Genomic DNA, 25114 nt, shown 5'->3' on the forward strand with positions numbered 1-25114 from the left:
AAGTCGGGAATTCCCTCACCTCACCCCTCAGCGCAGCCGAACAGCCGCACACAGAAAGACACAACAGCCGGTGGCGTGTGATTCATGTCGCCCCTCCCGCTCCGGCCGGTGCGGGCACGACCGGTCCCCTGGCGACGGGGCGCGGCCGGCCGCCTAGTGCTGCGGCCGCTTCGGCGCGTACGTCTCCAGGTACGCGGTCATGAGGCGGCGGGCCTCGTCGATCGTGGCCTCGTCGCCGGTACGGGAGTTCTTGAAGGCGATGCCGAAGGCACGGTCGACGGCTTCGTAGGCGATCTCCACGGCGAGCCGGGGGGTGTCGTCGGCGATCAGCTTCCGCTCGATCAGGCGGCGCCGGAACAGCTCCGCCTGGGACTTGCCCCAGGCCTCTTCGAGGTCGACGAGCACCGGGGGGCGTCCGGGGGCGTGCCACAGCTCCACCACGCTCGGGTGCTTCCGGGCGTAGGCGAGGTGGGGGTCGATCAGCGCGTCGACGACCGCGCGCAGGCTGCCGGGCTCGGACCCGCCCGCGGCCGTCGCGACGAGCTCGTCGATGTCCCGGCCGTGACGCTCCATGAGGGCGGCGTCGACCTGGTTCCGGTCGGCGAAGTAGTGGTAGACGGAGGCGGTCGGGATGCCGGCCCGCTTGCCGACGGCGCCGAGCGTGGCGGCCTCGTACCCTTCCTCGGCGAGGATCCGGTCGGCGGCGTCGAGGATCGCCTGCACGCGCTCCACGCCACGGCGCTGAACCGGCGCCGGGCGGGAAGGTATGTGCGATGCCACCGGTTTCTCGACCACCGGTCGAGAATATCAGCCGGTCAGGGACAAGATCATCGGATGAAGGGCCGACCACGGCACCCCCGACGGCCCTCATCGGGTGCCGGCGGGGAGGAGGGGCCGCGTTGATCCACTACGACTTCCCGTGACAGGGTGTTCGCACTCGCATTCTGCGAACAGATGTGCACACGGGGGGGGTTCCAGCATGGCGGTCACGGTGCCGGACTGGGCGGACACGCTGCTCGACCTGGTGGGGGTCAACTGGCCCAACGTCGACGAGGACGCGTACCGGGAGATGGCGGACGCGCTGCGGGAGTTCGCGGACGACCTCGCCGACGACGGCCAGCTCGCGAACAACCACATGGAGCGGCTGCTGTCGTCGGGGCACGGCGAGGCCATGGAGGCACTCAACGAGCACTGGACCAAGGTCAAGGGCAAGCACCTCAAGGACATGGTCTCCGCGGCCCGTACGATCGCGGACGCGCTGGACCTCGCGGCGGGTGCGATCGAGGGCATGAAGTGGAAGGCCGTCGCGGAGCTCGGGGTGCTCGCCGGCCAGACGGGTCTGGCGATGGCGCTGATCCCGGTGACCGGCGGTCTGTCCGCGCTCCTCGGCGCGGGCGCCATCGCCTTCACGAAGAAGCAGTTGCTGAAGCTCATCACAGCTGCAATGGAAGAGGCGGTCGGTCACGTCGTCTCCGTCATGACCGAGCCGGTCGTCGCGGCGCTGGAGAACATGGCGGCGGACCTGGTGGTCCAGGTGAGCATGGACGCCCTCGGCGTCCAGGACGGTGTGGACCTCGACCAGACGAAGCAGGCCGGCAAGGACGGCTTCGACGAAGGCGTGCAGGGAGCGAAGGAGGGCCTGAACCTCGCCTCCGCCGGAAGCGGAGCCGGAAGCGGCGGTGGGGGCGGTCGCCCCGGGGGCAAGGGCTTCCACATCGAGCACGACGAGCACGACACCGCCGGCACGAAGCTGAACGGCGTCAGCGCCGGCATCCACGGCAAGACCGCCGGCAAGCTCACCAAGGCCAAGACGGCGCAGGGCCGCAACAAGGGCCGCGACGACATCGCCGACGCCCTGGACCCCGTCATCGAGAAGGCCATGGGCGCACTGGTGAAGTCCGCCAAGACCATGGGCGACCACGTCGGCGAGACGCTGCCCAGGGCGGTGAAGCGGATATCCACCGACCACAAGAACAACGACGACGCCATCCGCGACCGCCTCGCCCGCGAACGCGGGAACGACGACCGCGGGGGCAAGGACGGCGGCGGCGCGGGGGCGAACGGCAAGGGGCCCCGCACGGACGCGCACCACAAGCCGGCCCCCCTCAAGGACACCGCGTCCGACCCGCGCGGCAAGAGCGTCGAGCTGGGCGGCCGCACCTGCGAGGGCGACCCGGTCGACGTCGCCTCCGGGGAGATGACGCTGGAGCAGGTGGACCTGTCCCTGGCGGGCGTCCTGCCGCTGGTCCTGCGGCGCACCCACCTGTCGACGTACCGCCACGGGCACTGGTTCGGGCCCAGCTGGGCGTCCACCCTCGACGAGCGGATCGAGCTCGCGCCCGCCGGCCAGGGGGCGTTCTGGGCCCGCGAGGACGGATCGGTCCTGTGGTTCCCCGCGCTGCCCGAGCCCGGCGCGGCGGACCCGGTCCTTCCCGTGGAGGGCCCCCGAGTGGCGCTCCGCCACGGCGGCCGGGACGGCGAGGTCACCACGTACCTCGTGACCGACCCGCGCACCGGAGTGACCCGCACCTTCGCCGGCAGCCCGTACCACGCGTCGTCGGCGTACTGGCTCACCGCGATCGAGGACCGCAACCGCAACCGGATCACCGTCGGCCGGCGGGGCGACGGCACGCCGACCGCCGTGTCCCACTCCGGCGGATACCTGGCGACGCTCGCGTCCGAGGACGGCAGGCTGCGCGAACTCGCCCTGCGCACGCCCGAGGGCCCCCGGACGGTGATGCGCTACGGCTACGACGAGCGGGGCCGGCTCACCGAGGTGACCGACTCCTCCGACCTGCCCCTGCGCTTCACCTACGACCCGGACGGCCGCGTCACCTCGTGGACCGACCGCAACGGCTCCGCGTTCCGGTACGTGTACGACGCCGAGGGCAGGGTCGTCCGGACCGTCGGTCCGGACGGCTGCCTGTCGTCGACGTTCGCGTACGACGTCCACCCCGCCACCGGCGACCGGATCACGCGCTTCACGGACTCCACCGGCGCGTCCAAGGTCTACGTCCTCAACGGCCACCTCCAGGTCCTGGCCGTGACGGACCGGCTGGGCAACACCGTCCGCCAGTCGTGGGACCGCTACGACCGGCTGCTCACCCGCACCGACGCGGCCGGGCGGACCACCACCCACACCTACGACGAGCGCGGCAACCTCACCGGAGTGACGCACCCGGACGGCACCTCCGCCGCCGTCGCGTACAACGAGCTGAACCAGATCACGGTCGTCACCGCCCCGGACGGCCGCGTGTCCCGACAGGAGTACGACGAGGACGGCAACCCGGTCCTGTTCACCCGCCCCGACGGGACGACGACCCGCCTCGCCCACGACGCGCGGGGCGGTCTCACCGCGGTCGACGACTCCCTGGGCACCGTCACCCGCGTCGAGTGCGACCCGGCGGGCCTCCCCCTCGCGGTCCGCGGCCGGCACGGCGGGGTCACCCGCTACGTCCGCGACGCCTTCGGCCGGCCGGTGCGGATCACCGACCCGCAGGGCGGCAGCACCGCGCTGGAGTGGACCGTCGAGGGCCGGCTGGCCCGGCGCACCGATCCGGACGGGGCCACCCAGTCCTGGGCGTACGACGGCGAGGGCAACTGCGTCCTGCACACCGACGCCATGGGCGGCGAGACCCGCTTCGAGTACACCCACTTCGACCTGGTGTCCGCCCGGACCACACCGGACGGGGCGCGCCACGCGTTCGCGTACGACACCGAACTGCGCCTGACGCGCGTCACGAACCCGCAGGGCCTCACCTGGTCCTACACCTACGACCGGGCCGGGCTGCTCACCTCCGAGACCGACGTGGACGGACGCACCCTCGGCTACACGTACGACGTGTCCGGACGGCTCGCCTCACGCACCAACGGGGCCGGGCAGACGGTCCGTTACGAGCGGGACGCGGACGGGCGGCTCGTCCTCAAGGACGCCGACGGGGCGGTCACCCGCTTCGCCTACGACGCCCGTGGCCGCCTGGCCTCCGCCGTCGGCCCCGACTCCGAGCTGTCCTACGTCCGCGACGTCTCGGGCCGGGCGCTCCGCGAGACGGTCGACGGGCGGACCCTGACCCGCGCCTACGACGAGGCGGGCCGCCAGGTCCGGCGCACCACGCCGTCCGGGGCGGTCAGCTCCTGGTCCTACCCGGCCGACTCCACCGCGCACCTGGACACCTCCGGGTACCGGATCTCCTTCGCGTTCGACGCGTCGGGCCGGGAGACCACGCGGAGCATCGGCACCGCGCTCACCATCGACCACGCCTACGACCCGGCGGGCCGCCTCACGGACCAGCGCGTCGAGGCGGCCGGGACCCGGCTCGTCCAGCGGCGCGCGTACACCTACCGCCCGGACGGTCACCTCACCGCCGTCGACGACCACCTCGCCGGCCGCCGGCGGTTCGAACTCACCGCACAGGGCCGGGTCACCGGCCTCACGGCCGAGAACTGGACCGAGCGGTACGCCTACGACGAGGCCGGCAACCAGACGCACGCCTCCTGGCCCGGCGCGGGCGCGGCCGAGGGCCCCCGGGAGTACACCGGCACCCGCGTCGTCCGCGCCGGCGCGGTCCGCTACGAGCACGACGCGCAGGGCCGCGTGGTGCTGCGGCAGAAGACCCGCCTCTCGCACAAGCCTGACACCTGGCGCTACGCGTGGGACGCCGAGGACCGGCTGGTCGCCGTCACCACCCCGGACGGCACGCGCTGGCGGTACGCGTACGACGCGCTGGGCCGCCGCGTCGCCAAGCGGCGCCTGGCGGACGACGGGACGACGGTCGTCGAGGAGACGCTGTTCACCTGGGACGGCGACACCCTCTGCGAGCAGACGACCCGCACGCCGGGCTCCCCGGAGAGCGTCGCGCTCACCTGGGACCACGACGGCCCCGAACCGGTCGTCCAGGTCGAGCGCCGGTTCCTGGACGGCGCCGAGGTCGACCGCCGCTTCTTCGCGATCGTCACCGACCTGGTCGGCAGCCCCCGCGAACTCGTCGACGAGTCCGGCGACATCGCCTGGCGCACCCGCGCCACCCTGTGGGGCACCACCACCTGGAACCGGGACGCGACGGCGTACACCCCACTGCGCTTCCCGGGCCAGTACTTCGACCCCGAGTCCCAGCTCCACTACAACCGCCACCGCCACTACGACCCCGCCTCGGGCCGCTACGTCTCCCCCGACCCCCTGGGCCTCGCGCCGGCGCCGAACCCGGTGGCGTACGTGGACAATCCGACGAGGTGGATCGATCCGCTGGGGCTGGCGGGCTGCCCGCACCGGGGCGCGGACCGGCCCCGCCACAGCGTCGTCCTCGGACCGAACCGGCCGCCGTCCCTCGCGTCGAACGAGCTGGCCCGCTACCTGCGCAACGACCCCTCCGACCGGAACCACGACCCGGATCGGGACCAGGACCCCGGGGCGCATACGTACAACGGCGACGACTACGCCCACGGCACGCCCCCGGACTGGATGACCAACGTCGCCGCCGCGGTGGGCGACCGCGGGACGACCCTGTCGATCACCCTGGACGGCATGCCGAACAGCCGGGGCGAGGTGGGGAACTGGAACACCCCGGAGACCATCGTGGAGGCTTTCCGCGAAGCGGCCGTGTTCGGTTCCCAGTTCAACATGCTGCACGAGGACAACTACCCGCCCGCGGGTGTCGGCGGAACCGCCTGGGAGATGAGCCTCGTCGCCATGGCCGTGCGGCAGTACGACGGCGACGCGGCCTGGGGGGAGCCGGACGAGGAGCGTCTCGGCCGCCCCTGGGAGGAGATCCACTGGTACTCGAACAATGAGAGGATCGACGTTCCCAAGCCGGACATCCCGGAGATCAAGCCCGACCTTTCGAAGCTTCCCAAGCACATGAGATGAGAGCGGACAGATGACGGACGACGCTGACGCGCGGAGTGCCGCGGACGTCGTGGCCGAGGAGTGGCGCTTCCTCCTCGGGGACACCCACGACCTGGTCGACACGGAGACCGTCCGCGCGGCGCACGCGCAGCCGCGGCTGCGGGTGCTCTTCCCCCTGGTCGCCCACGGGGTGCTGTACTTCAGCGGCTGCACCGGAATGCCCGCCGCCCACGTCGGCGGGCAGGTGTACCCGCGCGGCGCCGACGGGCTGTTCCGGGTGCGCGGGCCCAAGGGGGTGGGGACCCTCGGCCGGACGGAGACCCTGGAGGAGGCGTTCGCGCTGGTCGTCGCCAACCTCCCCGAGGACTCCGGCCCGGCCGTGCTCGGCGGCGCGGGCCGCGTCTGACCGCGGGCAGGGGGTCCCCCGGCCGCCGGACCCCTCCGGCACGCCCCGGACCGGTGCACGGCAGCGGCGCCCGGCCCCGGCAGGTGGTCCCTGCCGGTGACGGGCGCCGCTGCCGTGCCGTCAGGAGACGGTGATGAACCGGGCGGTGCTCGGGACCCCCTGGGCGTCCAGGGCGAAGAGCATGTAGGTGCCCGGCAGGACCACTCCCTTGTCGGCGGGGACGGACACCGTGTACGTGCCGGTGCCGGCGGACGTGGAGGCCAGCGGCACCCGGCGCTGGTCGTTGTCCGTGGAGTGGGTCGCGGCGGCGGCCCGCATCAGGACGAAGGAGGCGACCGGACCGCCGGTGGTGACGGTGAGCGAGGCGCCGGCGGCGGCACGGGGCGGTACGCCGCCGGTGATGACGGGACGCGGCTTGGGCGATCCGTCCGCGTTGAGCAGGTACGGCGGTGTGAACACGGCCCCGTCGGCGTGGTTGGTGGCGCAGTCGCCGCACAGGCCGCCGCCGCCGGAGAAGACCCGCCCGTCGGGCAGCAGGTTGGCCACGCTGTGGTAGTTGCGCGGGATGGCCATGGTGGCGAGCGGGGTGAAGCGCCCGGTCGCCGGGTCCCACAGTTCCGGGGTCAGCACGGACGTGGCGTCGCTGAACGGCACGGGGTAGTTCTGGCCGCCGAACACGGCGACCTTGCCGTCGGGCAGGACGACGCTGTTGCCGAAGGCGCGGGCGTTGCCCATGTCGCCCGTGCGCGCGGACCGGACCTGACCGCCGTCGACGCTCACGGTGTACGCGCGCCGGGTGGCGGGCGTGTTCTCGTACGCGGGCGAGCCGCCGAGGGTGAGCAGCTTGCCGATGTCGTACGGGACGGCGTTGCCCGTCATGGCGTCCTGGCTGTCGGCCCGGGTGCCGGCGGAGGTGATGCTCCCGGTCCCGCCGGTCGTGATCCAGTTCATCTGCTTGCTGGGGCCCAGCTGGAGCACCTTGCCGCCCGAGGTGGCGTACAGCCACATGTGGTTGTCGGCGCGGTAGGGGCCGCGGGGGTCGGCCGTCAGTGCCGGGGCGGCCGGGACGCCGGGGAGCTTGCGCCAGGTGCGGGTGTCCGGGGACCAGACCTCGCCGGCCTTGTCGCCCGTGGCGCCGCTCCAGGATCCGCCGAGGACGAAGGCCTCGCCGGTGGAGAGCAGGGTCATGGCCTGGTAGCCGCGGGCGGTCTTCATGTCACCGGTCGCCGACCAGGAATCGGTGGCCGGGTCGTAGACGCTCGCCTTCTCCGCGTTGCTGCCGCCGGTGACGAGGACCCGGCCGTCGGCGAGCATCGCTATGCCCGGGCAGAACATGTCGTGGCCGGTGTTGTCGACGCGGCGCTGGGTGACCTTGCCCGTCTTCAGGTCGAGGATCGCGGTCTGGGTGTAGCCGTTGGTGCCGCCGAAGCGGTCGAGCGCGTACGCCGACCAGGCCAGGAGCTTGTCGCCCGGCAGGACGGCGGTGGCCACCGGCACCAGCGGGAAGCCGGTGATCCGGCTCCAGGAGCCGTGGACGGCGGGGGCGGCCGGCCCGCTCAGGCGTATCTCGGCGGCGGAGGTCCAGGGCCCGCGGTTGCCGGCCTCGCCGGTCACGTTCAGGCGTACGTAGCGGGCGTTGGCGGTGCGGGTGAAGGTGGCGGTCTTGACGGTGTCGTCGTCGCGCCAGGTGCCCGCGGCGACCGGTGCGCCGAAGGTGGTGCCGTCGGTGCTGGTGGTGACGGTGTACGCGCCCGCGCGCCCGTTCACGCCGTCCTTGCGGGGCTGGTACACCAGGGCGGAGACGGCGGCCGTGCGGTGCATGTCGACGGTGATGCTGTGCGGCAGCGGAGCCGGGGTCCCGGACCACCTGCTGTGCCAGAGGGTGGCGGCGTCGCCGTCGAGGACGTTGGCCGCGCGGCCGTTCTCCTTGGCGGTCTCCTCGTCGCTCGCCGTGGCCGTCCATCCGGTCCGGGGCAGGTCGACGGTGGCCGCCGGGGTTCCGGGGTCGCCGAGCAGGTCGATCTCCGCGGCCGAGGTCCACGGGCCGCGCCTGCCGGCCTCGGTGAGGGCGGTGAGCCGGACGAACCGCGCGCCCTGCGGGGCGAATCCGAGGGTTTTGGCGCCGCCGTCGTCCGCGAGCGTGCCGGTGGCGACCGGACCGCCCCAGCTCCGGCCGTCGGTGCTCACGCTGATGCTGTACTCACCGACGCGCCCGTTGACCCCGGTGGCGCGGGGCCGGTAGACGAGCGCCGAGACCACCGTCGTCCGGTGCATGTCGACGGTGATGCTGTGCGGCAGCGGAGCCGGGGTGCCCGTCCACTTGCTGTGCCAAATGGTGGCCGTGTTCCCGTCGAGGACGTTGGCCGCCCGGCCGTTCTCGCCGACGGTCTCCTCGTCGCTCGCCGTGGCGGTCCAGCCGGTCCGGTCGAGCACCGGAGCCGTCGGTTCCATCGCGTTCGCCGGGGCCACCCCGTGGTGCGGCGACGCCTTCGCCGCGTGCGTGCCGGGGATCCCCGGCGCCGGCCTGGGCGTCGGGCCGTGGCCGCCCGGCCCCGTGCTCGCCACTCCCAGCCACGGGGTCAGCCCCACGAGCACCGAGCCGAGCGCGCAGGCGACGAGGAGTGGCGGGCGCCGGAACGCTCCGGTGAGAGCGCGGACGCGTCTGGGGTGCAATCGGACCTCCTGGGCGAAACGTGAACCGCTGCGGGCCCCTAGAACATAGGTCAGAACACCCCAACTCAACCGATGAAAAGATGAGTTGGCGCGATCCCGCACCGCCCTCCGCGCGGAACTCCCCGCTCCGGCGGGGCGCGCGAGCCCCGCCCGTGCACGAGGCGGTGGCTCGGGCCCCCACTTCCGTCAGCCCTGGGTCAGTTCCTTGAGCGCGATGTTGAGCTTCAGGACGTTGACGCGGGGTTCCCCGATGAAGCCGAGGATGCGGTCGTCCGTGTGATCGGCGACCAGCTTGTCGACCCGGGCGACGGTGAGGTGGTTCCTCTCGGCGACGCGGTGGACCTGGAGCTCGGCGTACTCCGGGGAGATGTGCGGGTCGAGGCCGGAACCGGAGGAGGTGACCGCGTCGGCGGGGACGTCGGACGGCTTCACCTCGTAGCCGGTCGTGGAGTTGTCCTTGACCACCGCGGCCTTGGCGTCCTTGACCCACTGGATCAGGTCGGCGTTGTCGCCGGAGCGGTTGGTGGCGCCGGACAGGATGATCGAGTACTGGGTGTTGACGCTGTTGGTGCCGAGGCCGTTGGACGGGCGGGGCTGGAACCAGCGCAGGTCGGGGGCCGGGGTCTCCTCCCCGTCCTTCAGGGGGAGGTCGTAGCGCTGGCCGATGAGTTCGGAGCCGACGGCCTTCCCCCCGCTCTTGACCTCGGAGCCGTTCGCCTTGCCCGGGAAGACCAGTTGGGCGACGCCGGTGACGGCGAGCGGGTAGAGGACACCGGTGATCACGGTCAGTACGAGGAGGGCGCGCAGGCCCGCCCACAGCATTCGGCCCGTGTTCGCTGCTGAGTTGTTCATCGTGGATCAACCGATTCCGGGGATGAGGGAGAGGAGCACATCGATGAGCTTGATGCCGACGAACGGGGCGATCAGACCGCCGAGTCCGTAGAGGCCGAGGTTGCGGCGGAGCATCGAGTCGGCGCTGCTCGGCCGGTAGCGCACGCCCTTGAGGGCGAGCGGGACCAGGGCGACGATGATCAGCGCGTTGAAGATGACGGCCGAGAGGATCGCGGACTCGGGCGAGGCCAGGCCCATGATGTTGAGCTTGTCCAGGCTCGGGTGGGCGACCGCGAACATCGCGGGGATGATCGCGAAGTACTTCGCCACGTCGTTGGCGATCGAGAACGTCGTCAGCGCGCCCCGGGTGATGAGGAGTTGCTTGCCGATCTCGACGATCTCGATGAGCTTGGTCGGGTTCGAGTCGAGGTCGACCATGTTGCCGGCCTCCTTCGCGGCCGACGTGCCCGTGTTCATCGCCACGCCCACGTCCGCCTGCGCGAGCGCCGGGGCGTCGTTCGTGCCGTCGCCCGTCATCGCGACCAGCTTGCCGCCGGCCTGCTCGCGCTTGATGAGGGCCATCTTGTCCTCGGGGGTGGCCTCGGCGAGGAAGTCGTCGACACCGGCCTCTTCGGCGATGGCCTTGGCGGTCAGCGGGTTGTCGCCCGTGATCATGATCGTCTTGATGCCCATGCGGCGCAGCTCGTCGAACCGCTCCCGCATGCCGTCCTTGACGACGTCCTTGAGGTGGATGACACCGAGAACCCGCGCGCCCTTGTCGTCGCGCACCGCCACGAGCAGCGGCGTGCCGCCGGCCTGGGAGATCCGGTCCGTGAGCGCCTGCGCGTCCTCGGCGACGCTGCCGCCCTGCTCCTTCACCCACGCGACGACCGAACCGGTCGCGCCCTTGCGGACCTTGCGTCCGTCCACGTCCACGCCCGACATGCGGGTCTGGGCGGTGAACTCGATCCACTCGGCACCGGACAGTTCGCCCTGGTGGCGTTCGCGCAGGCCGTACTTCTCCTTCGCGAGGACGACGATCGATCGGCCTTCGGGAGTCTCGTCCGCGAGGGAGGAGAGCTGGGCGGCGTCGGCCACCTCGGCCTCGGTAGTTCCGCGTACGGGGACGAACTCCGACGCCTGGCGGTTGCCGAGGGTGATGGTGCCGGTCTTGTCGAGCAGCAGCGTCGACACGTCGCCGGCGGCCTCGACCGCGCGGCCCGACATGGCCAGGACGTTGCGCTGGACGAGCCGGTCCATGCCGGCGATGCCGATCGCGGAGAGCAGCGCACCGATCGTGGTCGGGATCAGGCAGACCAGCAGCGCGGTCAGGACGATGAGGGAGGTCTGGTCGTCGGCTCCGGCGTAGATCGCGAAGGGCTTCAGGGTGACGACGGCGAGCAGGAAGACGATGGTGAGGGACGCCAGCAGGATGTTGAGGGCGATCTCGTTGGGGGTCTTCTGCCGGGCGGCGCCCTCGACCAGGTTGATCATCCGGTCGATGAAGGTCTCGCCGGGCCTCGTCGTGATCTTGATGACGATGCGGTCGGAGAGCACCTTGGTCCCGCCGGTGACCGCGCACCGGTCGCCGCCGGACTCGCGGATGACGGGGGCGGACTCGCCGGTGATGGCGGACTCGTCCACGCTCGCGACGCCCTCGACGACGTCACCGTCGCCGGGGATGATGTCGCCGGCCTCGCAGACCACCAGGTCGCCGACGCGCAGTTCGGTGCCGGGGACCCGTTCCTCGCCGGCCTTGGTGACGCGGCGGGCGACGGTGTCGGTCTTGGCCTTGCGCAGGGTGTCCGCCTGGGCCTTGCCCCGGCCCTCGGCCACCGCCTCCGCCAGGTTGGCGAAGATCGTGGTCAGCCACAGCCAGACGGTGATGGCCCAGCCGAACCAGTCCCCCGGGTTCTTGATCGCCAGCGCGGTCGTGACCACCGAGCCGACCAGCACGACGAACATCACCGGCGACTTGATCATCACACGCGGGTCGAGCTTCCTGATCGCGTCCGGGAAGGAGGCGATCAGCTGCTTCGGGTCGAAGAGGCCGCCGCCGACCCGGCCGGCCGACGGGTGCCCGCCGGACAGGCCGCCGTGTGGTGCTTTCGTCGAGGGGACGGAGGTGGACATGTCGTCCTCGTGCTTCTTTACGTCGATGGTCATGCCGCGAGCCCTTCGGCGAGCGGTCCCAGCGCGAGGGCCGGGAAGTAGGTGAGACCGGTGATGATCATGATGGTGCCGACCAGCAGGCCCGTGAACAGCGGCTTCTCGGTGCGCAGGGTGCCCGCGGTCTCGGGGACGGGCTGCTGCTCGGCGAGCGAGCCGGCCAGGGCGAGGACGAACACCATGGGCAGGAAGCGGCCGAGCAGCATCGCGATGCCGATGGTCGAGTTGAACCACTGGGTGTCCGCGTTCAGGCCGGCGAAGGCGGAGCCGTTGTTGTTGGCGCCCGAGGTGTAGGCGTACAGGATCTCGGAGAAGCCGTGCGCGCCACTGTTCGTCATCGAGTTGGCCGGGGTGTCCAGCACGAACGAGGCGGCGGTGAAGCCGAGCACGAGCGCCGGGGTGACGAGGATGTAGCAGGCCGCGAACTTGATCTCGCGGGTGCCGATCTTCTTGCCCAGGTACTCCGGCGTGCGGCCGACCATCAGGCCGGCGATGAACACCGCGATGATCGCCATGATCAGCATGCCGTAGAGGCCGGAGCCGACGCCACCGGGCGCGATCTCGCCGAGCTGCATGCCCAGCAGGTTGATTCCACCGCCGAAACCGGTGTTCGACGAGTGGAAGGAGTTCACGGCGCCGGTGGAGGTCAGCGTGGTGGCGACCGAGAAGATCGCGGAGGCGCCGATGCCGAACCGGGTCTCCTTGCCCTCCATCGCCCCGCCGGCCAGCTCGAACGCCGGGCCCTTCCCCGCGAACTCGGTCCACATCATCAGCGCGGTGAAACCGATCCAGATGGTGACCATCGTGCCGAGGATCGCGTAGCCCTGCCTCAGCGAGCCGACCATGCGGCCGAACGTCCGCGTCAGCGCGAAGGGGATGACGAGGATCAGATAGATCTCGAAGAGGTTCGACAACCCGTTCGGGTTCTCGAAGGGGTGGGCCGAGTTGGCGTTGAAGTAACCGCCGCCGTTCGTCCCCAGCTCCTTGATCACCTCCTGCGAGGCCACCGCGCCGCCGTTCCACTGCTGCGTCCCGCCCATGAACTGGCCGACCTCGTGGATGCCGGAGAAGTTCTGGATGGCGCCGCACGCGACGAGCACGAGCGCGCCGACCACGGAGATCGGGAGCAGGATCCGGACGACACCGCGGACCAGGTCGGCCCAGAAGTTGCCCAGCTCGCCGGTACGGGACCGGGCGAAGCCGCGTACCAGGGCGACGGCGACCGCCATGCCGACCGCCGCGGACACGAAGTTCTGCACCGCCAGGCCGCCGGTCTGCACGACGTGGCCCATGGCCTGCTCGCCGTAGTACGACTGCCAGTTGGTGTTCGCCACGAACGAGGCGGCCGTGTTGAACGCCTGGTCCGGGTCGATCGACACGAAGCCCAGCGAACCGGGCAGCGAGCCCTGCACCCGCTGGAGCAGGTAGAGGAAGAGCACGCTCACCACGGAGAAGGCGAGCACCCCGCGCAGATACGCCGGCCAGCGCATCTCCACCGATGGATTCGCACCGATCGCCTTGTAGAACCACCTCTCGGGCTTGTAGTGCTTCTCCGAGGAGTAGACCCGCGCCATGTGGTCGCCCAGTGGCCGGTACGACAGCCCCAGGGCGACGATCAACGCCAGAAGCTGGAGGACTCCAGCAAGAACAGGACTCATGTCCGTACTCAGAACCTCTCCGGCTTGACGAGGGCGAGGACGAGATAGACCAGCAGAGCGGCGGCCACCAGCAGACCGACGACGTTCTCGGCACTCACAGCTTGGCCACCCCCTTGGCGATGAAGGCCACCAGCGCGAAGACCGCGATCGTGGTGACGACGAAGGCCACGTCGGCCATCGTGAGCTCCCGGATGCAGGAAAAAGGAAGAACGGATTCTCGGACGAGACGAGGAAATCGCCTTTCAGTCACGGATCGGCCCTCGTTAACGGCCCTCATACGCACCGCAGCGCGCTCTTGACGCGTCTCGTACGGCTGCTTGGCTGCCTGGGTCCCTGATGCCCGGATCCCGGCCCCCCGGATCTCGGATCCCGGCCCCCGGCTCCCCGGCGCCGGGGGGAAAGCCATTACCGTGTGTCCCCCGCCCAGGACGCCCGGTGCCCGGCCGCGCCCGGCGGATAGAGTCATGCCAATCGCAGGAGGTGGAACACGCATGATCCAAGAGGGTTCTGACCAGCCCGAGGGCACGGCCCGCTCCTACCGCGCCACCGACCGTCTGACCTGTGCACCGCCTGTGTAAAGTCTGGCGCCGGAGATCGTGAGCGGCCGTGCGGGGCCCCGCGATCGGATGAACGGCGAGAGGGAACTCGGGGCGCATGGACCGCCGTGACCGGCGTGAGCTGAGAACGCGGTACGAGACCCTGATCGGACGTTTCCCCCTTTCTCACCCCTTCCAGGTAGACGAGCTCTGCTCGGCCATCGCCGCGGAGCGCGGCCGGCCGCTGCACCTGCTCCCGATGCCCGCCGTCACGCCCGCCGGCGCCGGAGTGTGCGGCATGTGGGTGTCGTTCGGCACCTCCGACCACGTCTACTACAACGTGGTGACGAGCCGGCCGCACCAGACGCACATCGTGCTGCACGAACTGGCCCACATCCTGCTCGACCACCGCGAACCCACGGCCCCCGAGCCCGGGATGCTCGCACAGCTCTTCCCCGTCCTGGACCCGGCCATGGCCGCCCGACTGCTGGGACGCACCCGGACGAAAGCCACGACGCGACAGGAACAGGAGGCCGAGTTGCTCGCCTCCGTGATGTGGCAGCACTTCAACGTCGCACCGGCGGCCGCCGCGGAGGGAGCACGCCAACACGGCGGCTGCCTACGCCAACACGGCCGCCGGCTGGGCCGAACAGGCCGCCCAGTCCGCCACGAGCGCCCGCAACTCCGCCAACGCCGCCGCAGCCTCCGCCTCCAGCGCCCGCGCCGCCGAGAAGGAGGCCGCCAAGGCCGTCCGCCGCGCCGACAACTCGGTCACGGCCGCCGGCGCCAGCTTCAAGGCCGCCGTCGGATACGCCGAGGACGCCTTCCGAGCCGCTGAAGAAGCCCGGGTCTCCGCCGTCAACGCCGGCGCCAGTAGCGAAAGTGCGCAGGTCACCCACAACGAGACCATCGACCGCTACATGCGGGACCAGTACCAGAAGGCGGTACAGGAGAAGCTGCGCGCGGAAGCGGAGCAGAAGCGCAAGCTCATCAAGCTCGGCTTCGGCATCGTGAACTTCCTCCTCACCAAGCAGCTCCCCGCGGACACCCCCCTCGGCGTCCGGCTGGACGTCGTGCACTTCGGCCTCGACATCCTCGGCATGATCCCGGTCTTCGGCGAGGTCGCCGACGGAATCAACTGCGGCATGTACGCGGTGGAAGGAATCGTCGAGTACTTCCACCCCATCGGCCGCGAAGGCGCATGGATCGATGCGGGACTGGCCTGCGCCTCCATGATTCCCGTCGGCGGCTGGGCCACCACCCCGTTCAAGTTCGCCCGCTACGCGGAGAAGTACGGCCCCGACGCGAAGAAGCTCTTCGACGACTTCTCCAGCTTCCTCAAGAAGGCACCCAGCTGCCCGGGGGTGAAGAACAGCTTCCCGGCCGGCACCCGAGTCCTCATGGGCGACCGGACCACGAAGCCCATCGAGCAGGTCCGTGTCGGTGACACGGTTCAGGCCGCCGACCCGGTCACCGGCGCATCCGGCCCCGTCGCGTCGAGGCCACCATCTACACCCCCGACGACCGCGACTTCACCGACATCACCCTGAACGCCGCTCGCGGCGAGAGCACGGTCACCGCCACCGACCACCACCCCTTCTGGTCCGAGAAGACCAGGACGTGGACCGACGCGGCCGACCTGAACGCGGGCGACACCCTCCGCACGGCCACCGGCGACATCGTCCAGGTGGACAAGGTCCGCCGGTGGAAGACCCTCCAGCCCGCCTACAACCTCTCCGTCAACGACCTGCGCACGTACTTCGTACTCGCGGGTGCGACCTCGGTCCTGGTCCACAACACCACGCCCTGCCCCAACCTCTTCGACCTCCACAAGGAGGCGGACGGCACCCTGTACAACGGGTGGCAGCATGTTCTGACGCGGCACATCGAGGGGAGCCCCGAGAATACGGCGGAGAAGACCTTCTTCCATCTCGAAGGACGGTCCGGCCCCCTCTCGCAGGGAGATCTCGACGACATCGCCGAGTTGATCAGGGAGACCGTCGAGGACGGAATATCCTTCCCCAACACGGGGGTGAACCCGGACGGTTCACTGAGGAACGGGACAAAGTACCAACTCGACTTCGGAGATGAAGTCATCGGCAGGAATCACGATGGCGTCGACCTCCATCACATCGAAGTGATCATCGACCCTGACGGCACACTCCGTACCGCATATCCGATCCTTTCGCGCCACTACAGGGGATGAGATGACCGCAACGCAGGAAATGGAATGGGTACTGGCCGGGGCCGGATGGGCCAGGTGGCGGTGGTCGACGGAAGGTGAGACGCACGAGTTCAGCGTCTCGTACACCGGCCAAGCGCTCGAGTGCCTTCTGGACTCCACGGCCGACCTGCGCCTGGGGGCTCGCTTCACCTACGCGACGCTGGAGTCCGAGCCCGAAGGATGGCGTGTCTTCTTCGCGGCCGCCGGGGAGGAAGTGTTCGTCCAGGTCGTCCAGTACCCGTACATGCAAGACGAGTTCCGCTGGAACGACGCCGTCCTGCTGTGGGCCAAGCGAATCGACATGCGGAGTTTCATCGACGCGGTGCGCGGCATGGTGGACGACCTCCTTGCCAAGCACGGGCGAGACGGCTACAAGCGCCAGTTCGGAAAGCCCTTCCCTGTCCGCCAGTACGAGCGGCTGACCGGAGAATTGGGCAATAAGGAGATCTGAGAGCTGTCCCGTAAATAATCTCCGAGTCGCCTCGGGCACGGTGGATCGCGGTGCGAAGACGTGCTCACCCCGGGCTCGGACCTGTTTGCGGGACTTGCCGTATCCCTCTTTCCAGCCGCGGAGTTCGGTCTGAACGCGCTCGCTGCGGTGAGGGATGACGAGCCCGGCACCCGGGTAGCCGCCGTCGGCGATCGCAGTGGTCTCGCCGACGGCGGCATGCCGGCAGGCTGCCGCAACTGCCCGGCCGGAGGCTCGCGGGTATCCCGGCTCTCGCACGGCTGCGTCCGGCCGACGTTTGCGGGACAGCCCTTACGAGCTCGTAGGCCGTGCTCCGAAAGAGTCCTGCCGGATGCCGCGAGTCGATACCGACGCCCCGCGCTGTCAGTGCCCTCGAGTAGGTTCTGCCCGTTCGACCTGACAGGTGGGTCGTCGAGCTGGGGGATTCGTCGTAGTGAGCATCTACCTGCACTTTCGTGCCGTGGCCGAGTCCGAGATCCGGGATGACCACACCTGGCTCGCTGCGTTCATGTCTGAGGCGTGGGAAAACAACGACGCCGAGTACGCAGCGGGCATCGCGCACTCGATCAACAAGGGCTGGGACGCCGTCAACGACCTCTACGCCGCAGCCGACGCCCTGTACACAGACGCCGACGAGCCCTGGAGCATGCCGATCTACGGCGGCCGCCCGGTACCCCACAGCGCTGATGCCGACCCCTCTGATCCCCCGCTGATGCTCCTGGAGCCGCCCGGCGTGTCACGGGCCGCGCGCTTCCTCACGACGGTCTCTTTCGACGAGCTGTGGAACGTCGTCGAGGCAAGGTTCAGTGCCCTCGGCTGGACCGAGCAGGAACACCTCGAACACCACAGGGCCCTCAAGAAGTTCTACGGGCAGGCGGCCTCGGCAGGCCACGCGGTGGTCAAAGCGGTGTGGGCTTGAGCCGTGGCCACGCGGTGGTCAAAGCGGTGTGGCTTGGGCCGTGGCCACGCGGTGGTCAAAGCGGTGCGGCTTGGGCCGTGGCCACGCGGTGGTCAAAGCGGTGTGGCTTGGGCCATGACCACGTGCTGATCACAGCCATTCGTCGATGGCCGCGTCCAGCACGGTCGCCTCGTACCGGACGGCGAGTTCGTCGTACCCGGTTGCGACAGCGCGGCGATCGTGCACGCCAGGCGCCACAAGCCAGGCGGGACTTTCCGGGCAGAACCTAGCGCGCCGAATCAAGGCGTCGCCCTCGGGGCCGCCGGTGAGGGCGACGACGACCCGTTCGCGGACCTCCCCCACCCCGCCGATGCCGCGCCCGGAGCAGTACTTCCGCAGGGCCTCGTCGACGCGGTCGGCCCCGCGCCGGCTCTCGCCCAGCATGCGGTAGGTCTTGCCGACCTCAGTGGCGGCACCGACGAAGACCTCGAGTCGCCCCGGACGGACCTCCGGGGCGACGGCCCCGACGACGCGGGCAGATCAGAACTTCTCCGGGCGGACGAACGCGGCCACGAGATAGCCGACGATACCGACGGCGACGATCAGTCCGACCACGTTCTCCACGCTCATGAGCACTTCACTCCCTGATGAGTACCTACGGGTGTCCTGTTGCGAGGAAACCCGGCGCGCAGCCCACGTACGAGCACCTTGACGGATCCCTTGCGGAGCGCCGTCGCATACTGACGGCGTCTTGGCGGATCCCTGGCGCGCAGCCGGTCGGTCATCGGATTCCCAGCTCGCGGCCGCTCGGTCAGCGGCACTCGGCGAGGAGCGGCCTCGGCCCCAGGGCGGCCGACACGGCGACGCCGACGAGGCAGCGGCTCTCGCCGACGTTGGCGCCATAAGCGGTCGCGCGGGCACGGGAGCGCGCGACGATCGAGTCGAAGGCGTCGCCGTCGGCCGCTCCGCCGAGGGTACGTAGCCACGATCGAACGCGGCGGGCAGCACGGTCAGGCGGTCCGGGCCGCGTGCCCGATTTCCTGGGCGGCGGCTGGCCCCTTCCACGGTGCCTGGGCAGGGGCCTCAGGACTGGTGACCGCGGGGGCGGTGAGCGTCGGGTCCACGGTCGACAGCTCTGCTCCGAGCGGCTCGGCCAACGAACGGAGGACCACCCCTGAGAGCCGGATCCAAGGCTGCCCGGGGCCGAGCGTGGTGGTCAGCCTCTCCAAGGTGGTGAACCCGACAGCGGTACGGCTTCCCAGCGGCGTACGGAAAACGCGGACCACCACCGCGCGTGTTCCCGGCCGGACCGGGACGTACAGAGGCCCGGCCGGGCTGGGTTCCTCGGGCTCGGGGTCGTCGTACTGGAAGAGGCACATGAGGCGCTCCTTGAGGAACCTCGAACGGACAGATGACCTACCGGACGACGCGGGCGCCATCCGGCACGGCACGGCACGGCACGGCACGGCACGGCACGGCACGGCACGGCATCGAAGCTATGCCCGGGTCCCCGCCCCCGTGGCAGCCCCCTGACGCGACCTTGACGGCAACCGGTCGACTTCGTGCGGATCTCTGACGCACCCGGGACGCGCAGATGAGTGCGGAGGCTCTCCGCCCCGAGGGCGAGAGGGCCTCCGCACTCGTCCTGGGAACGGCACCGTTCACCCGACGGCACCTCACCAATTGAGATGACGTCTGAACCGTGGTTCTGCAGCTCTGCCCACTGTCTCCGTATGTCTTCCGCGGTTGGATCACGGACGGATGCAATCTGGACGAACCCGATACGAGCGGAGGAATCGAAGTGCCCCGCACCGATAATGCGCACCGGATCCCGCCGTATCAGCTGCGTTGCGGCAGTGCATCCGGCGTGAGGAAGTGTCCGGAAAACCAGTCGACGGCTGCATCCGTGATGCCTCAGCGTGCGCGATGCCCGATCCGGGAACTCTCGTCTCTCCCCTGAGGCAGATCCGGGAAATCGCTTCTCCCCTGAGATACAGGAGCCGGGAAATGGACGAAGAAGAGGAAGCAACCCTTTACGCGTACCTCAGCTACTCCGACGCTGCCGCGGGTATCAGCTGGCTGGAGTCCCTGGGATTCGTCACCTTGGCGCGGCAGGAGGGCGAGAACGGCCGCGTTCTGCATGCCGAGCTCCGCATGGGCCACGCCGTGGTGATGGTCGCCGATGCGGATACGGACTATGACGTCCCCTCGCTCAAGGGGTCGTCGACAGGGGCCGGACTCTATCTGGTCACCCCCGACGTCGCCTCGCTGCACGAGCGCGCGGTACGGGCCGGCGGGCGGTCCGTGTTCCCTCCGGAGCAGACGGAATGGGGCAGCACGCGTGCCCGCGTGCTCGATCCGGAAGGCCACGAGTGGAGCTTCGGAACCTACACTCCGGGACAGCAACAGGCCGGCGATATGTGAGAGCGGGTTGCCGCGCCGGCATGACGTCCGCGAAGACGCCTCGCTTCCCATCGGGACGAAGGGGTGCGGGGCGGCCTCGGAGTCTTTGGGCAGGGTGGGGGCGTGGGAGCCGGTTGCGGAGAAGGCCGTCTGGAACCAGCCCGGCTCGGTGCGGGCGAACTCCACGTAGGCCCTGCCCAGCGCGTCGAGTCGTGCCCATGCCCAGGGCGGGGAGTGTTCGGGGCGTGTCGCCACCTCGGCCAGCCTCAGGTTCACGAGGGTGCCCAGCTCCCCCATGCAGCGGCTTGAAAAGGAATCGTTCTCGGCACGGTCCGCCTGGCCGCCCTGGCGATCGCGCTGGACACGACCATCGTCAACGTCGCGCTACCCGAGCTCAGCCGGCAGCTGGATGCCTCGACGCGTGGTCTCCAGTGGATCGTCGACGCCTACAACCTGTCCTTCGCGTCCCTGGTCCTCACCGCCGGATCGATCGGGGACCGCTTCGGCCGGCGGCCGGCGCTCTTCGCGGGATCGGCCGGCTTCGCACTGACAAGCTTCGCCGGCGGGCTGGTGGACTCCGCGAGCGCGCTGATCCTGATCCGCTTCCTCAGGGGAGCGAGCGCGGCCGTGATCTTCCCGACCACGCTGTCCATCATCACCAACACCTTCCCCCAGCGCCGTCAGCGGGCGAAGGCCATCGGCGTCTGGGGGCCGTGACAGGCCTCGGGGTCGCGCTGGGACCCGTCGTCGGCGGCGTCCCGCTCGCGCACTTCTCATGGTCGTCGGTCTTCTTCGCGCTCGTCCCGGTCGCCGTCGTCGCCTTCGTCGCCACCTGGCTCTGCGTGCCCGAGTCCAGCAACCCCGACCAAGCGCACATCGACGTCCCAGGGCTCCTGCTGTCCACAGCCGCCATCGGCCTGCTCGTCTACACGATCATCGAAGCACCCGAGGGCGGCTGGGGCGGTCCTGCCAGGATCGCCGGGTTCCTCGCTTCCGCGCTGCTCATCGTGCTGTTCGTCGCGGCGGAGGAGCGACGGAGCGCACCGATGATCGACGTGACGCTTTTCCGCAATCCGGCGTTCTCCGCGGCCAGTGGATCGGTCACCGTCGCCTTCTTCGCCCTGTTCGGATTCATCTTCCTGGTGACGCAGTACTTCCGTCTGATCCGCGGCTACGGGACGCTCTCGACCGGTGTGCGCATCCTGCCCGTCGCGCTGACCATCGCGATCGGCTCGGTCGGCGGCGCCGCCCTGGCGGTGCGCGTCGGCACACGCTCGACGGTGATGGCAGGACTGACGCTTCTCGCCACGGCCTTCGGATGGATCGCCCTCTCGCCTGCCTTCGTTCCGTACGGCGTGATCGTGGGGCAGATGGTCGTCATGGGCCTCGAAGACTGCGCTCCCAGAGGATGCGGGCAGTCGTCCCTGAAGTGCGATCCGGCTCGCGTGATTTCCGCGGGCTGGGCCGGACCCCTTTCGAGGATCCGTCGTGGCCCCGGCGCGTCCGCGGTTCGGACGGCCCGTGTCAGGCGCCGGCCCGGCGCCTGCCCCGCACGCGGCGCGGGTACGGGAAGAGCCGCGGAGAGCGCTTCGCGGCCACGTCCTCGACCCAGCCGAAGGTCAGCACCAGCAGTCCGGTCAGGGGGATCGCCACCAGCAGCGGGAACCACTGGCTCATCAGCAGCCACTGGAAGTGCTCGTAGAAGAAGCCGACGGTCCAGAGGGGGTCGATCAGCGGGATCGCGGCCACCAACGCGACCTGGTGCCAGAGGTAGACGCTGACCGCTCGTGAGTTGAGGAGGCTGATCAGGCCGTTCCAGCGTTCCAGCGGGCGGGGCCACTGTTCCCAGGAGGGACTGACGTGGAGCAGGATGGCGACGAAGCCGAAGGACCACAGGGCCTGGGCGATCGGCCAGCTCTCGATGTCGGTGTGCACGGTCGGATCGACCGGCCGGGTCTGCAGGTACCACCAGCCGGCCACCATGATCAGCGGCGCGACGGACGGCACGACGTACTGCGGGATCTTCTTGAGCAGGCCCTCCTGGTGGGCCATGCCGAGGATCCAGCAGGAGCCGAACATGGCGAAGTCGCTGAGGTTCTCCCAGACCCGGCCGTAGAGGAACTCCTGGTCGATGAAGAACGTGTTCAGCACGATCGTCAGCGCGATCGGCGCGGACAGCGTCACCACCGGCATCCGCCGCAGCGCCCACAGCAGCAGCGGCGAGAGCAGGACGTACCAGAGGTACGCGCGGAGGTACCAGAGCGGGACGACGACCTGCACCGCCCAGCCCGGCCCCACGAGGTGGTCGAAGCCGTTCAGCGATTCGGCGTACGGCGGAGTGCTCAGCGGTACGAGCCAGAACAGCAGCTTGCCCCACCACCAGTTGGGGTGCCCCTCGGCGTCGGGACCCCAGCCGTCGATGATCTCCAGGGTGAGGACGACCGCGCCGAACATCCACATCGGCGGCAGCAGGCGCCGCATACGGCCCCGGACGACGCCCAGGGCGGGGCGGCTGAGCGAGCGTGTCATCAGCGACCCGGCCAGCGCGAACATCACGCCCATCGACGGGAAGACGACGGGCAGCCAGAACCATCCGAAGTTGTGGTAGATCACCACACGGACCAGCGCCAGCGCGCGCAGCAGGTCGAGGTAGAGGTCCCGGCCGCCCTTGCGCGGGGACGGTGCCGACGGCTCCGGCACCGGCGGGGACTCCTGTCGCAGAGCGGCGGGGATCCTCAGCCGGAGGGTCTCCTGGGTTCTCCCGAACTCGAAGGACGCGGTCATGGTCAGGCCTCCACCGGTGCGGCGACCTCGCCGGTGCGCCGGAGCTTCTGCCAGCGCAGCCGGCCACCGGTCAGTGCCGTGATCGTGGACTGCAGCAGGACGATGTACATGAGCTGCCGGTAGACGAGTTGCTGGATCGGCAGGCTGATCAGGTGCAGGGGCTTCTCGCCGTCGAGCCGGAAGGCGTACCAGGACAGCACGGCCTGGAGCAGGATGAAGCCGCCCCAGCTGGCGAGGGTGATCGGGGCGTCCGCGAACAGCACCCCGTACAGCAGGAACATGTCGACCAGCGGCGCGAGCAGCGGGGCGACCACGCCGAACATCACGACGAGCGGCAGCCCGATCCGGCCGAAGCGCCCGGCCGGACCCCGGGAGATCACGGCGCGGCGGTGCTTCCACATCGCCTGCATGCTGCCGTAGCTCCAGCGGTAGCGCTGGGACCAGAGCTGCTGGATGCTGGCCGGGGCCTCGGTCCAGGCGCGGGCGCGCTCGGCGTAGACGATCCGCCAGCCGTCGCAGAGCACCGCCATGGTGATGTCGGTGTCCTCGGCGAGGGTGTCGTCGCTCATCCCGCCGACCCGCCGCAGGGCCTCCTTGCGGAAGGCGCCGACCGCGCCGGGGATGGTCGGGATGACGTTGAGCATGTCGTACATCCGGCGGTCCAGGTTGTGGCCGAGGACGTACTCGATGTGCTGCCAGGCGCCGATCAGGCTGTCGCGGTTGCCGACCTTGGCGTTGCCCGCGACCGCGCCGATCCCCGGGTCGCCGAAGGGCTGGACCAGCTCGCGCACGGTGGACGGCTCGAAGACGGTGTCGCCGTCCATCATCACGACGATGTCGTGCGACGCGGCCGCTATGCCGGCGTTGAGCGCGCTGGACTTGCCGCCGTTGACCTTGCGGATCAGCCGGACGAACGGCAGGTTCATCTCCTCGACGATGTCCGCGGTGCCGTCCGTGGAGCCGTCGTCGATGACGATCACTTCGATCGGATGGTCACTGGCGATCAGGGAGTTGAGAGTGTTCGCGATGCACTCGCGCTCGTTGTAGGCCGGGACGAGGACGGTGACCGGCTCGGTGACGGGCGGTCCCCACGCGTCCCGCCGCCGGGAGCGCCGGGCGTGGAGCGGCGCGAGGACGAGCATCAGGGCGAACCGGCCGAAGTTGAGGAAGCCGACGACGGCCAGCAGCGCGACCAGCACCGGCAGGGTGAGCACGGCGGCCTTGCTCGCCCAGATGAAGCCCTTGCCCGCCCACAGCCGGTAGCCGTGCACCGGCACGGTGGCGTCGGTGGCGCCGAGCGCCTCGGAGACGGTGGCGAAGCGGTACCCCTCGCCCTTCAGCTTCACGATGATCTGCTCGAGCGCGGCGAGGGTCTCGGCACGGTCGCCACCCGCGTCGTGCAGCAGGATCAGTTCGCCCGCGCCGGGCTTGCGCGGCATCGCCGCCTCGACGATCGCGTCGACGCCGGGACGCTTCCAGTCCTTGGTGTCGCGGTCGATGAACGCGGTGAGGTAGCCGTGGGAACCCACGTACTTGATCACCGGGTAGTTCCAGTCGTCGAGCGCCGAGGCGTCGGAGGAGTACGGCGGGCGGAACAGCGCGGTGTGGACGCCCGCGACGCCGGCCAGCGCCAGTTGCGACTGCGCCAGCTCCCAGCTGATCCGGGCCTCGGACTGGTACACCAGATCGGGATGGGTGAAGGTGTGCAGGCCGATCTCGTGGCCGCCCGCGACGATCTGCCGGATCAGCTCCGGGTGGCGCGTGGTCATCGCGCCGGTCACGAAGAAGTCCGCGCGGACGTCGTGGGCCGCGAGCACGTCCAGGATCTTCGGGGTCCACTCCGGCGAGGGGCCGTCGTCGAAGCTCAGGACCACGGTGTGGTCGGGGATCCGATAGCTCACCGGGCGCTCGTTCCTGGCGCCGCGCGCGTCGATGATCGGTCCGCCCTTGAGCAGGTTCTCCGGCACGGTCGTCTTGTCCACCGAGGTCGCGATCCGGGTGTCGTGGAACGCCTCGTTGGTGGCGAGGCCGCGCAGGACGAGGAGCGCGAGCAGGCAGGCCAGCAGGGACAGCGGCATGAAGAAGCGCAGCGGTGGCGCAGCCAGTCGGCGCGGCCTCAGCAGGGACTGCCGACGGCGCTGGTGGCGGGACAAGGGCGCTCCTGGAGATGGGTGGTGCGGACGGACGGGCACGCTCGGCCGGCCCGCAGGCGTTGCTCCGG

General features: G+C 70.2%; 20 protein-coding genes and 2 pseudogenes. 9 read left to right on the forward strand and 13 right to left on the reverse strand.

Translation table 11 applies throughout. The annotated features are described in order from the left end of the window. Window positions 1-153 precede the first annotated feature (153 nt). The gene (locus ACIQFX_RS16755; RefSeq protein ID WP_402463659.1) at window positions 154-732 is read right to left on the reverse strand and encodes a TetR/AcrR family transcriptional regulator; all 579 of its coding nucleotides are present in this window, start codon (window positions 730-732) and stop codon (window positions 154-156) included. Between the two features lie 247 nt (window positions 733-979). Between ACIQFX_RS16755 and ACIQFX_RS16760 the strand changes: the two genes are divergently transcribed. Beyond that, window positions 980-5863 carry an RHS repeat-associated core domain-containing protein gene (locus ACIQFX_RS16760; RefSeq protein ID WP_402463661.1) on the forward strand — a complete coding sequence of 1628 codons (4884 nt, stop codon included), beginning with the start codon at window positions 980-982 and terminating at the stop codon, window positions 5861-5863. A 10-nt stretch (window positions 5864-5873) separates the two neighbouring features. Beyond that, a complete protein-coding gene (locus ACIQFX_RS16765) occupies window positions 5874-6248 on the forward strand; it encodes a DUF6193 family natural product biosynthesis protein (protein ID WP_402463663.1) in 375 nt (124 codons plus the stop codon). A 120-nt stretch (window positions 6249-6368) separates the two neighbouring features. Here the strand turns inward: ACIQFX_RS16765 and ACIQFX_RS16770 are convergent, their stop codons facing one another. The 6 genes from ACIQFX_RS16770 to ACIQFX_RS16795 all read right to left on the reverse strand — a co-directional run bounded on the left by ACIQFX_RS16770 (window position 6369) and on the right by ACIQFX_RS16795 (window position 13829). After that, window positions 6369-8921, reverse strand: a complete 2553-nt coding sequence (locus ACIQFX_RS16770; RefSeq protein WP_402463665.1) for a discoidin domain-containing protein — start codon at window positions 8919-8921, stop codon at window positions 6369-6371. Between the two features lie 186 nt (window positions 8922-9107). Beyond that, window positions 9108-9773 (reverse strand): potassium-transporting ATPase subunit C, encoded by a 666-nt coding sequence (locus ACIQFX_RS16775; protein ID WP_402463667.1) that lies wholly within the window; start codon window positions 9771-9773, stop codon window positions 9108-9110. 6 nt (window positions 9774-9779) lie between these two features. Then, window positions 9780-11918 carry a potassium-transporting ATPase subunit KdpB gene (kdpB, locus tag ACIQFX_RS16780; RefSeq protein WP_402463669.1) on the reverse strand — a complete coding sequence of 713 codons (2139 nt, stop codon included), beginning with the start codon at window positions 11916-11918 and terminating at the stop codon, window positions 9780-9782. Beyond that, window positions 11915-13579, reverse strand: coding sequence for a potassium-transporting ATPase subunit KdpA (gene kdpA, locus ACIQFX_RS16785; protein WP_402463671.1), 1665 nt, complete (start codon window positions 13577-13579; stop codon window positions 11915-11917). Before kdpA ends, kdpB begins: the two co-directional genes overlap by 4 nt. Window positions 13580-13587: 8 nt before the next feature. Continuing rightward, the gene (gene kdpF, locus ACIQFX_RS16790; RefSeq protein ID WP_402463673.1) at window positions 13588-13677 is read right to left on the reverse strand and encodes a K(+)-transporting ATPase subunit F; all 90 of its coding nucleotides are present in this window, start codon (window positions 13675-13677) and stop codon (window positions 13588-13590) included. Beyond that, complete coding sequence (locus ACIQFX_RS16795; protein ID WP_402463675.1) at window positions 13674-13829, reverse strand: hypothetical protein; 156 nt, start codon at window positions 13827-13829, stop codon at window positions 13674-13676. Before ACIQFX_RS16795 ends, kdpF (ACIQFX_RS16790) begins: the two co-directional genes overlap by 4 nt. Window positions 13830-14233: 404 nt before the next feature. Here ACIQFX_RS16795 and ACIQFX_RS16800 point away from each other — a divergent pair, with 404 nt between their 5' ends. The 4 genes from ACIQFX_RS16800 to ACIQFX_RS16815 all read left to right on the forward strand — a co-directional run bounded on the left by ACIQFX_RS16800 (window position 14234) and on the right by ACIQFX_RS16815 (window position 16790). Next, a complete protein-coding gene (locus tag ACIQFX_RS16800; protein WP_402463677.1) occupies window positions 14234-14953 on the forward strand; it encodes a hypothetical protein in 720 nt (239 codons plus the stop codon). Window positions 14954-15035: 82 nt separating this feature from the next. After that, entirely contained in the window at window positions 15036-15665 is a 630-nt protein-coding gene (locus tag ACIQFX_RS16805) for a hypothetical protein (protein WP_402463679.1), read from the forward strand. After that, window positions 15662-16321 carry a polymorphic toxin-type HINT domain-containing protein gene (locus ACIQFX_RS16810; RefSeq protein ID WP_402463850.1) on the forward strand — a complete coding sequence of 220 codons (660 nt, stop codon included), beginning with the start codon at window positions 15662-15664 and terminating at the stop codon, window positions 16319-16321. Before ACIQFX_RS16805 ends, ACIQFX_RS16810 begins: the two co-directional genes overlap by 4 nt. Before the next feature lies 1 nt (window position 16322). Then, the gene (locus tag ACIQFX_RS16815; protein ID WP_402463864.1) at window positions 16323-16790 is read left to right on the forward strand and encodes a hypothetical protein; all 468 of its coding nucleotides are present in this window, start codon (window positions 16323-16325) and stop codon (window positions 16788-16790) included. A 39-nt stretch (window positions 16791-16829) separates the two neighbouring features. Here the strand turns inward: ACIQFX_RS16815 and ACIQFX_RS16820 are convergent. Beyond that, window positions 16830-17006: pseudogene (locus tag ACIQFX_RS16820) on the reverse strand (IS5/IS1182 family transposase); the annotation flags it as partial. A gap of 235 nt (window positions 17007-17241) precedes the next feature. Here ACIQFX_RS16820 and ACIQFX_RS16825 point away from each other — a divergent pair. Beyond that, window positions 17242-17727, forward strand: coding sequence for a DUF1877 family protein (locus ACIQFX_RS16825; RefSeq protein ID WP_402463681.1), 486 nt, complete (start codon window positions 17242-17244; stop codon window positions 17725-17727). A 129-nt stretch (window positions 17728-17856) separates the two neighbouring features. Here ACIQFX_RS16825 and ACIQFX_RS16830 read toward each other — a convergent pair whose 3' ends face one another. From ACIQFX_RS16830 to ACIQFX_RS16840, 3 genes are all read right to left on the reverse strand, one after another. Then, window positions 17857-18150, reverse strand: a complete 294-nt coding sequence (locus tag ACIQFX_RS16830; RefSeq protein ID WP_402463866.1) for a hypothetical protein — start codon at window positions 18148-18150, stop codon at window positions 17857-17859. Window positions 18151-18246: 96 nt separating this feature from the next. Next, window positions 18247-18336: a K(+)-transporting ATPase subunit F gene (kdpF, locus tag ACIQFX_RS16835; RefSeq protein WP_402463683.1), complete on the reverse strand. Its 90-nt coding sequence runs from the start codon at window positions 18334-18336 to the stop codon at window positions 18247-18249. A gap of 380 nt (window positions 18337-18716) precedes the next feature. Further along, on the reverse strand, window positions 18717-19145 hold the full coding sequence (locus tag ACIQFX_RS16840; RefSeq protein ID WP_402463685.1) for an SAV_915 family protein: 429 nt from the start codon (window positions 19143-19145) through the stop codon (window positions 18717-18719). Between the two features lie 568 nt (window positions 19146-19713). Between ACIQFX_RS16840 and ACIQFX_RS16845 the strand changes: the two genes are divergently transcribed. Together ACIQFX_RS16845 and ACIQFX_RS16850 are read left to right on the forward strand one after the other, a co-directional pair. After that, the gene (locus ACIQFX_RS16845; protein WP_402463687.1) at window positions 19714-20130 is read left to right on the forward strand and encodes a VOC family protein; all 417 of its coding nucleotides are present in this window, start codon (window positions 19714-19716) and stop codon (window positions 20128-20130) included. A gap of 336 nt (window positions 20131-20466) precedes the next feature. Further along, window positions 20467-21437 (forward strand): annotated as a pseudogene (locus ACIQFX_RS16850) (MFS transporter); the annotation flags it as partial. A 196-nt stretch (window positions 21438-21633) separates the two neighbouring features. Here the strand turns inward: ACIQFX_RS16850 and ACIQFX_RS16855 are convergent. Both ACIQFX_RS16855 and ACIQFX_RS16860 read right to left on the reverse strand, forming a co-directional pair. Beyond that, window positions 21634-22893: an acyltransferase gene (locus ACIQFX_RS16855; RefSeq protein ID WP_402463689.1), complete on the reverse strand. Its 1260-nt coding sequence runs from the start codon at window positions 22891-22893 to the stop codon at window positions 21634-21636. 2 nt (window positions 22894-22895) lie between these two features. After that, window positions 22896-25046 carry a bifunctional polysaccharide deacetylase/glycosyltransferase family 2 protein gene (locus ACIQFX_RS16860; RefSeq protein WP_402463691.1) on the reverse strand — a complete coding sequence of 717 codons (2151 nt, stop codon included), beginning with the start codon at window positions 25044-25046 and terminating at the stop codon, window positions 22896-22898. Window positions 25047-25114: the final 68 nt, after the last annotated feature.

The sequence above is a fragment of the Streptomyces sp. NPDC093089 genome, from assembly GCF_044754405.1.
GTDB lineage: Bacteria > Actinomycetota > Actinomycetes > Streptomycetales > Streptomycetaceae > Streptomyces.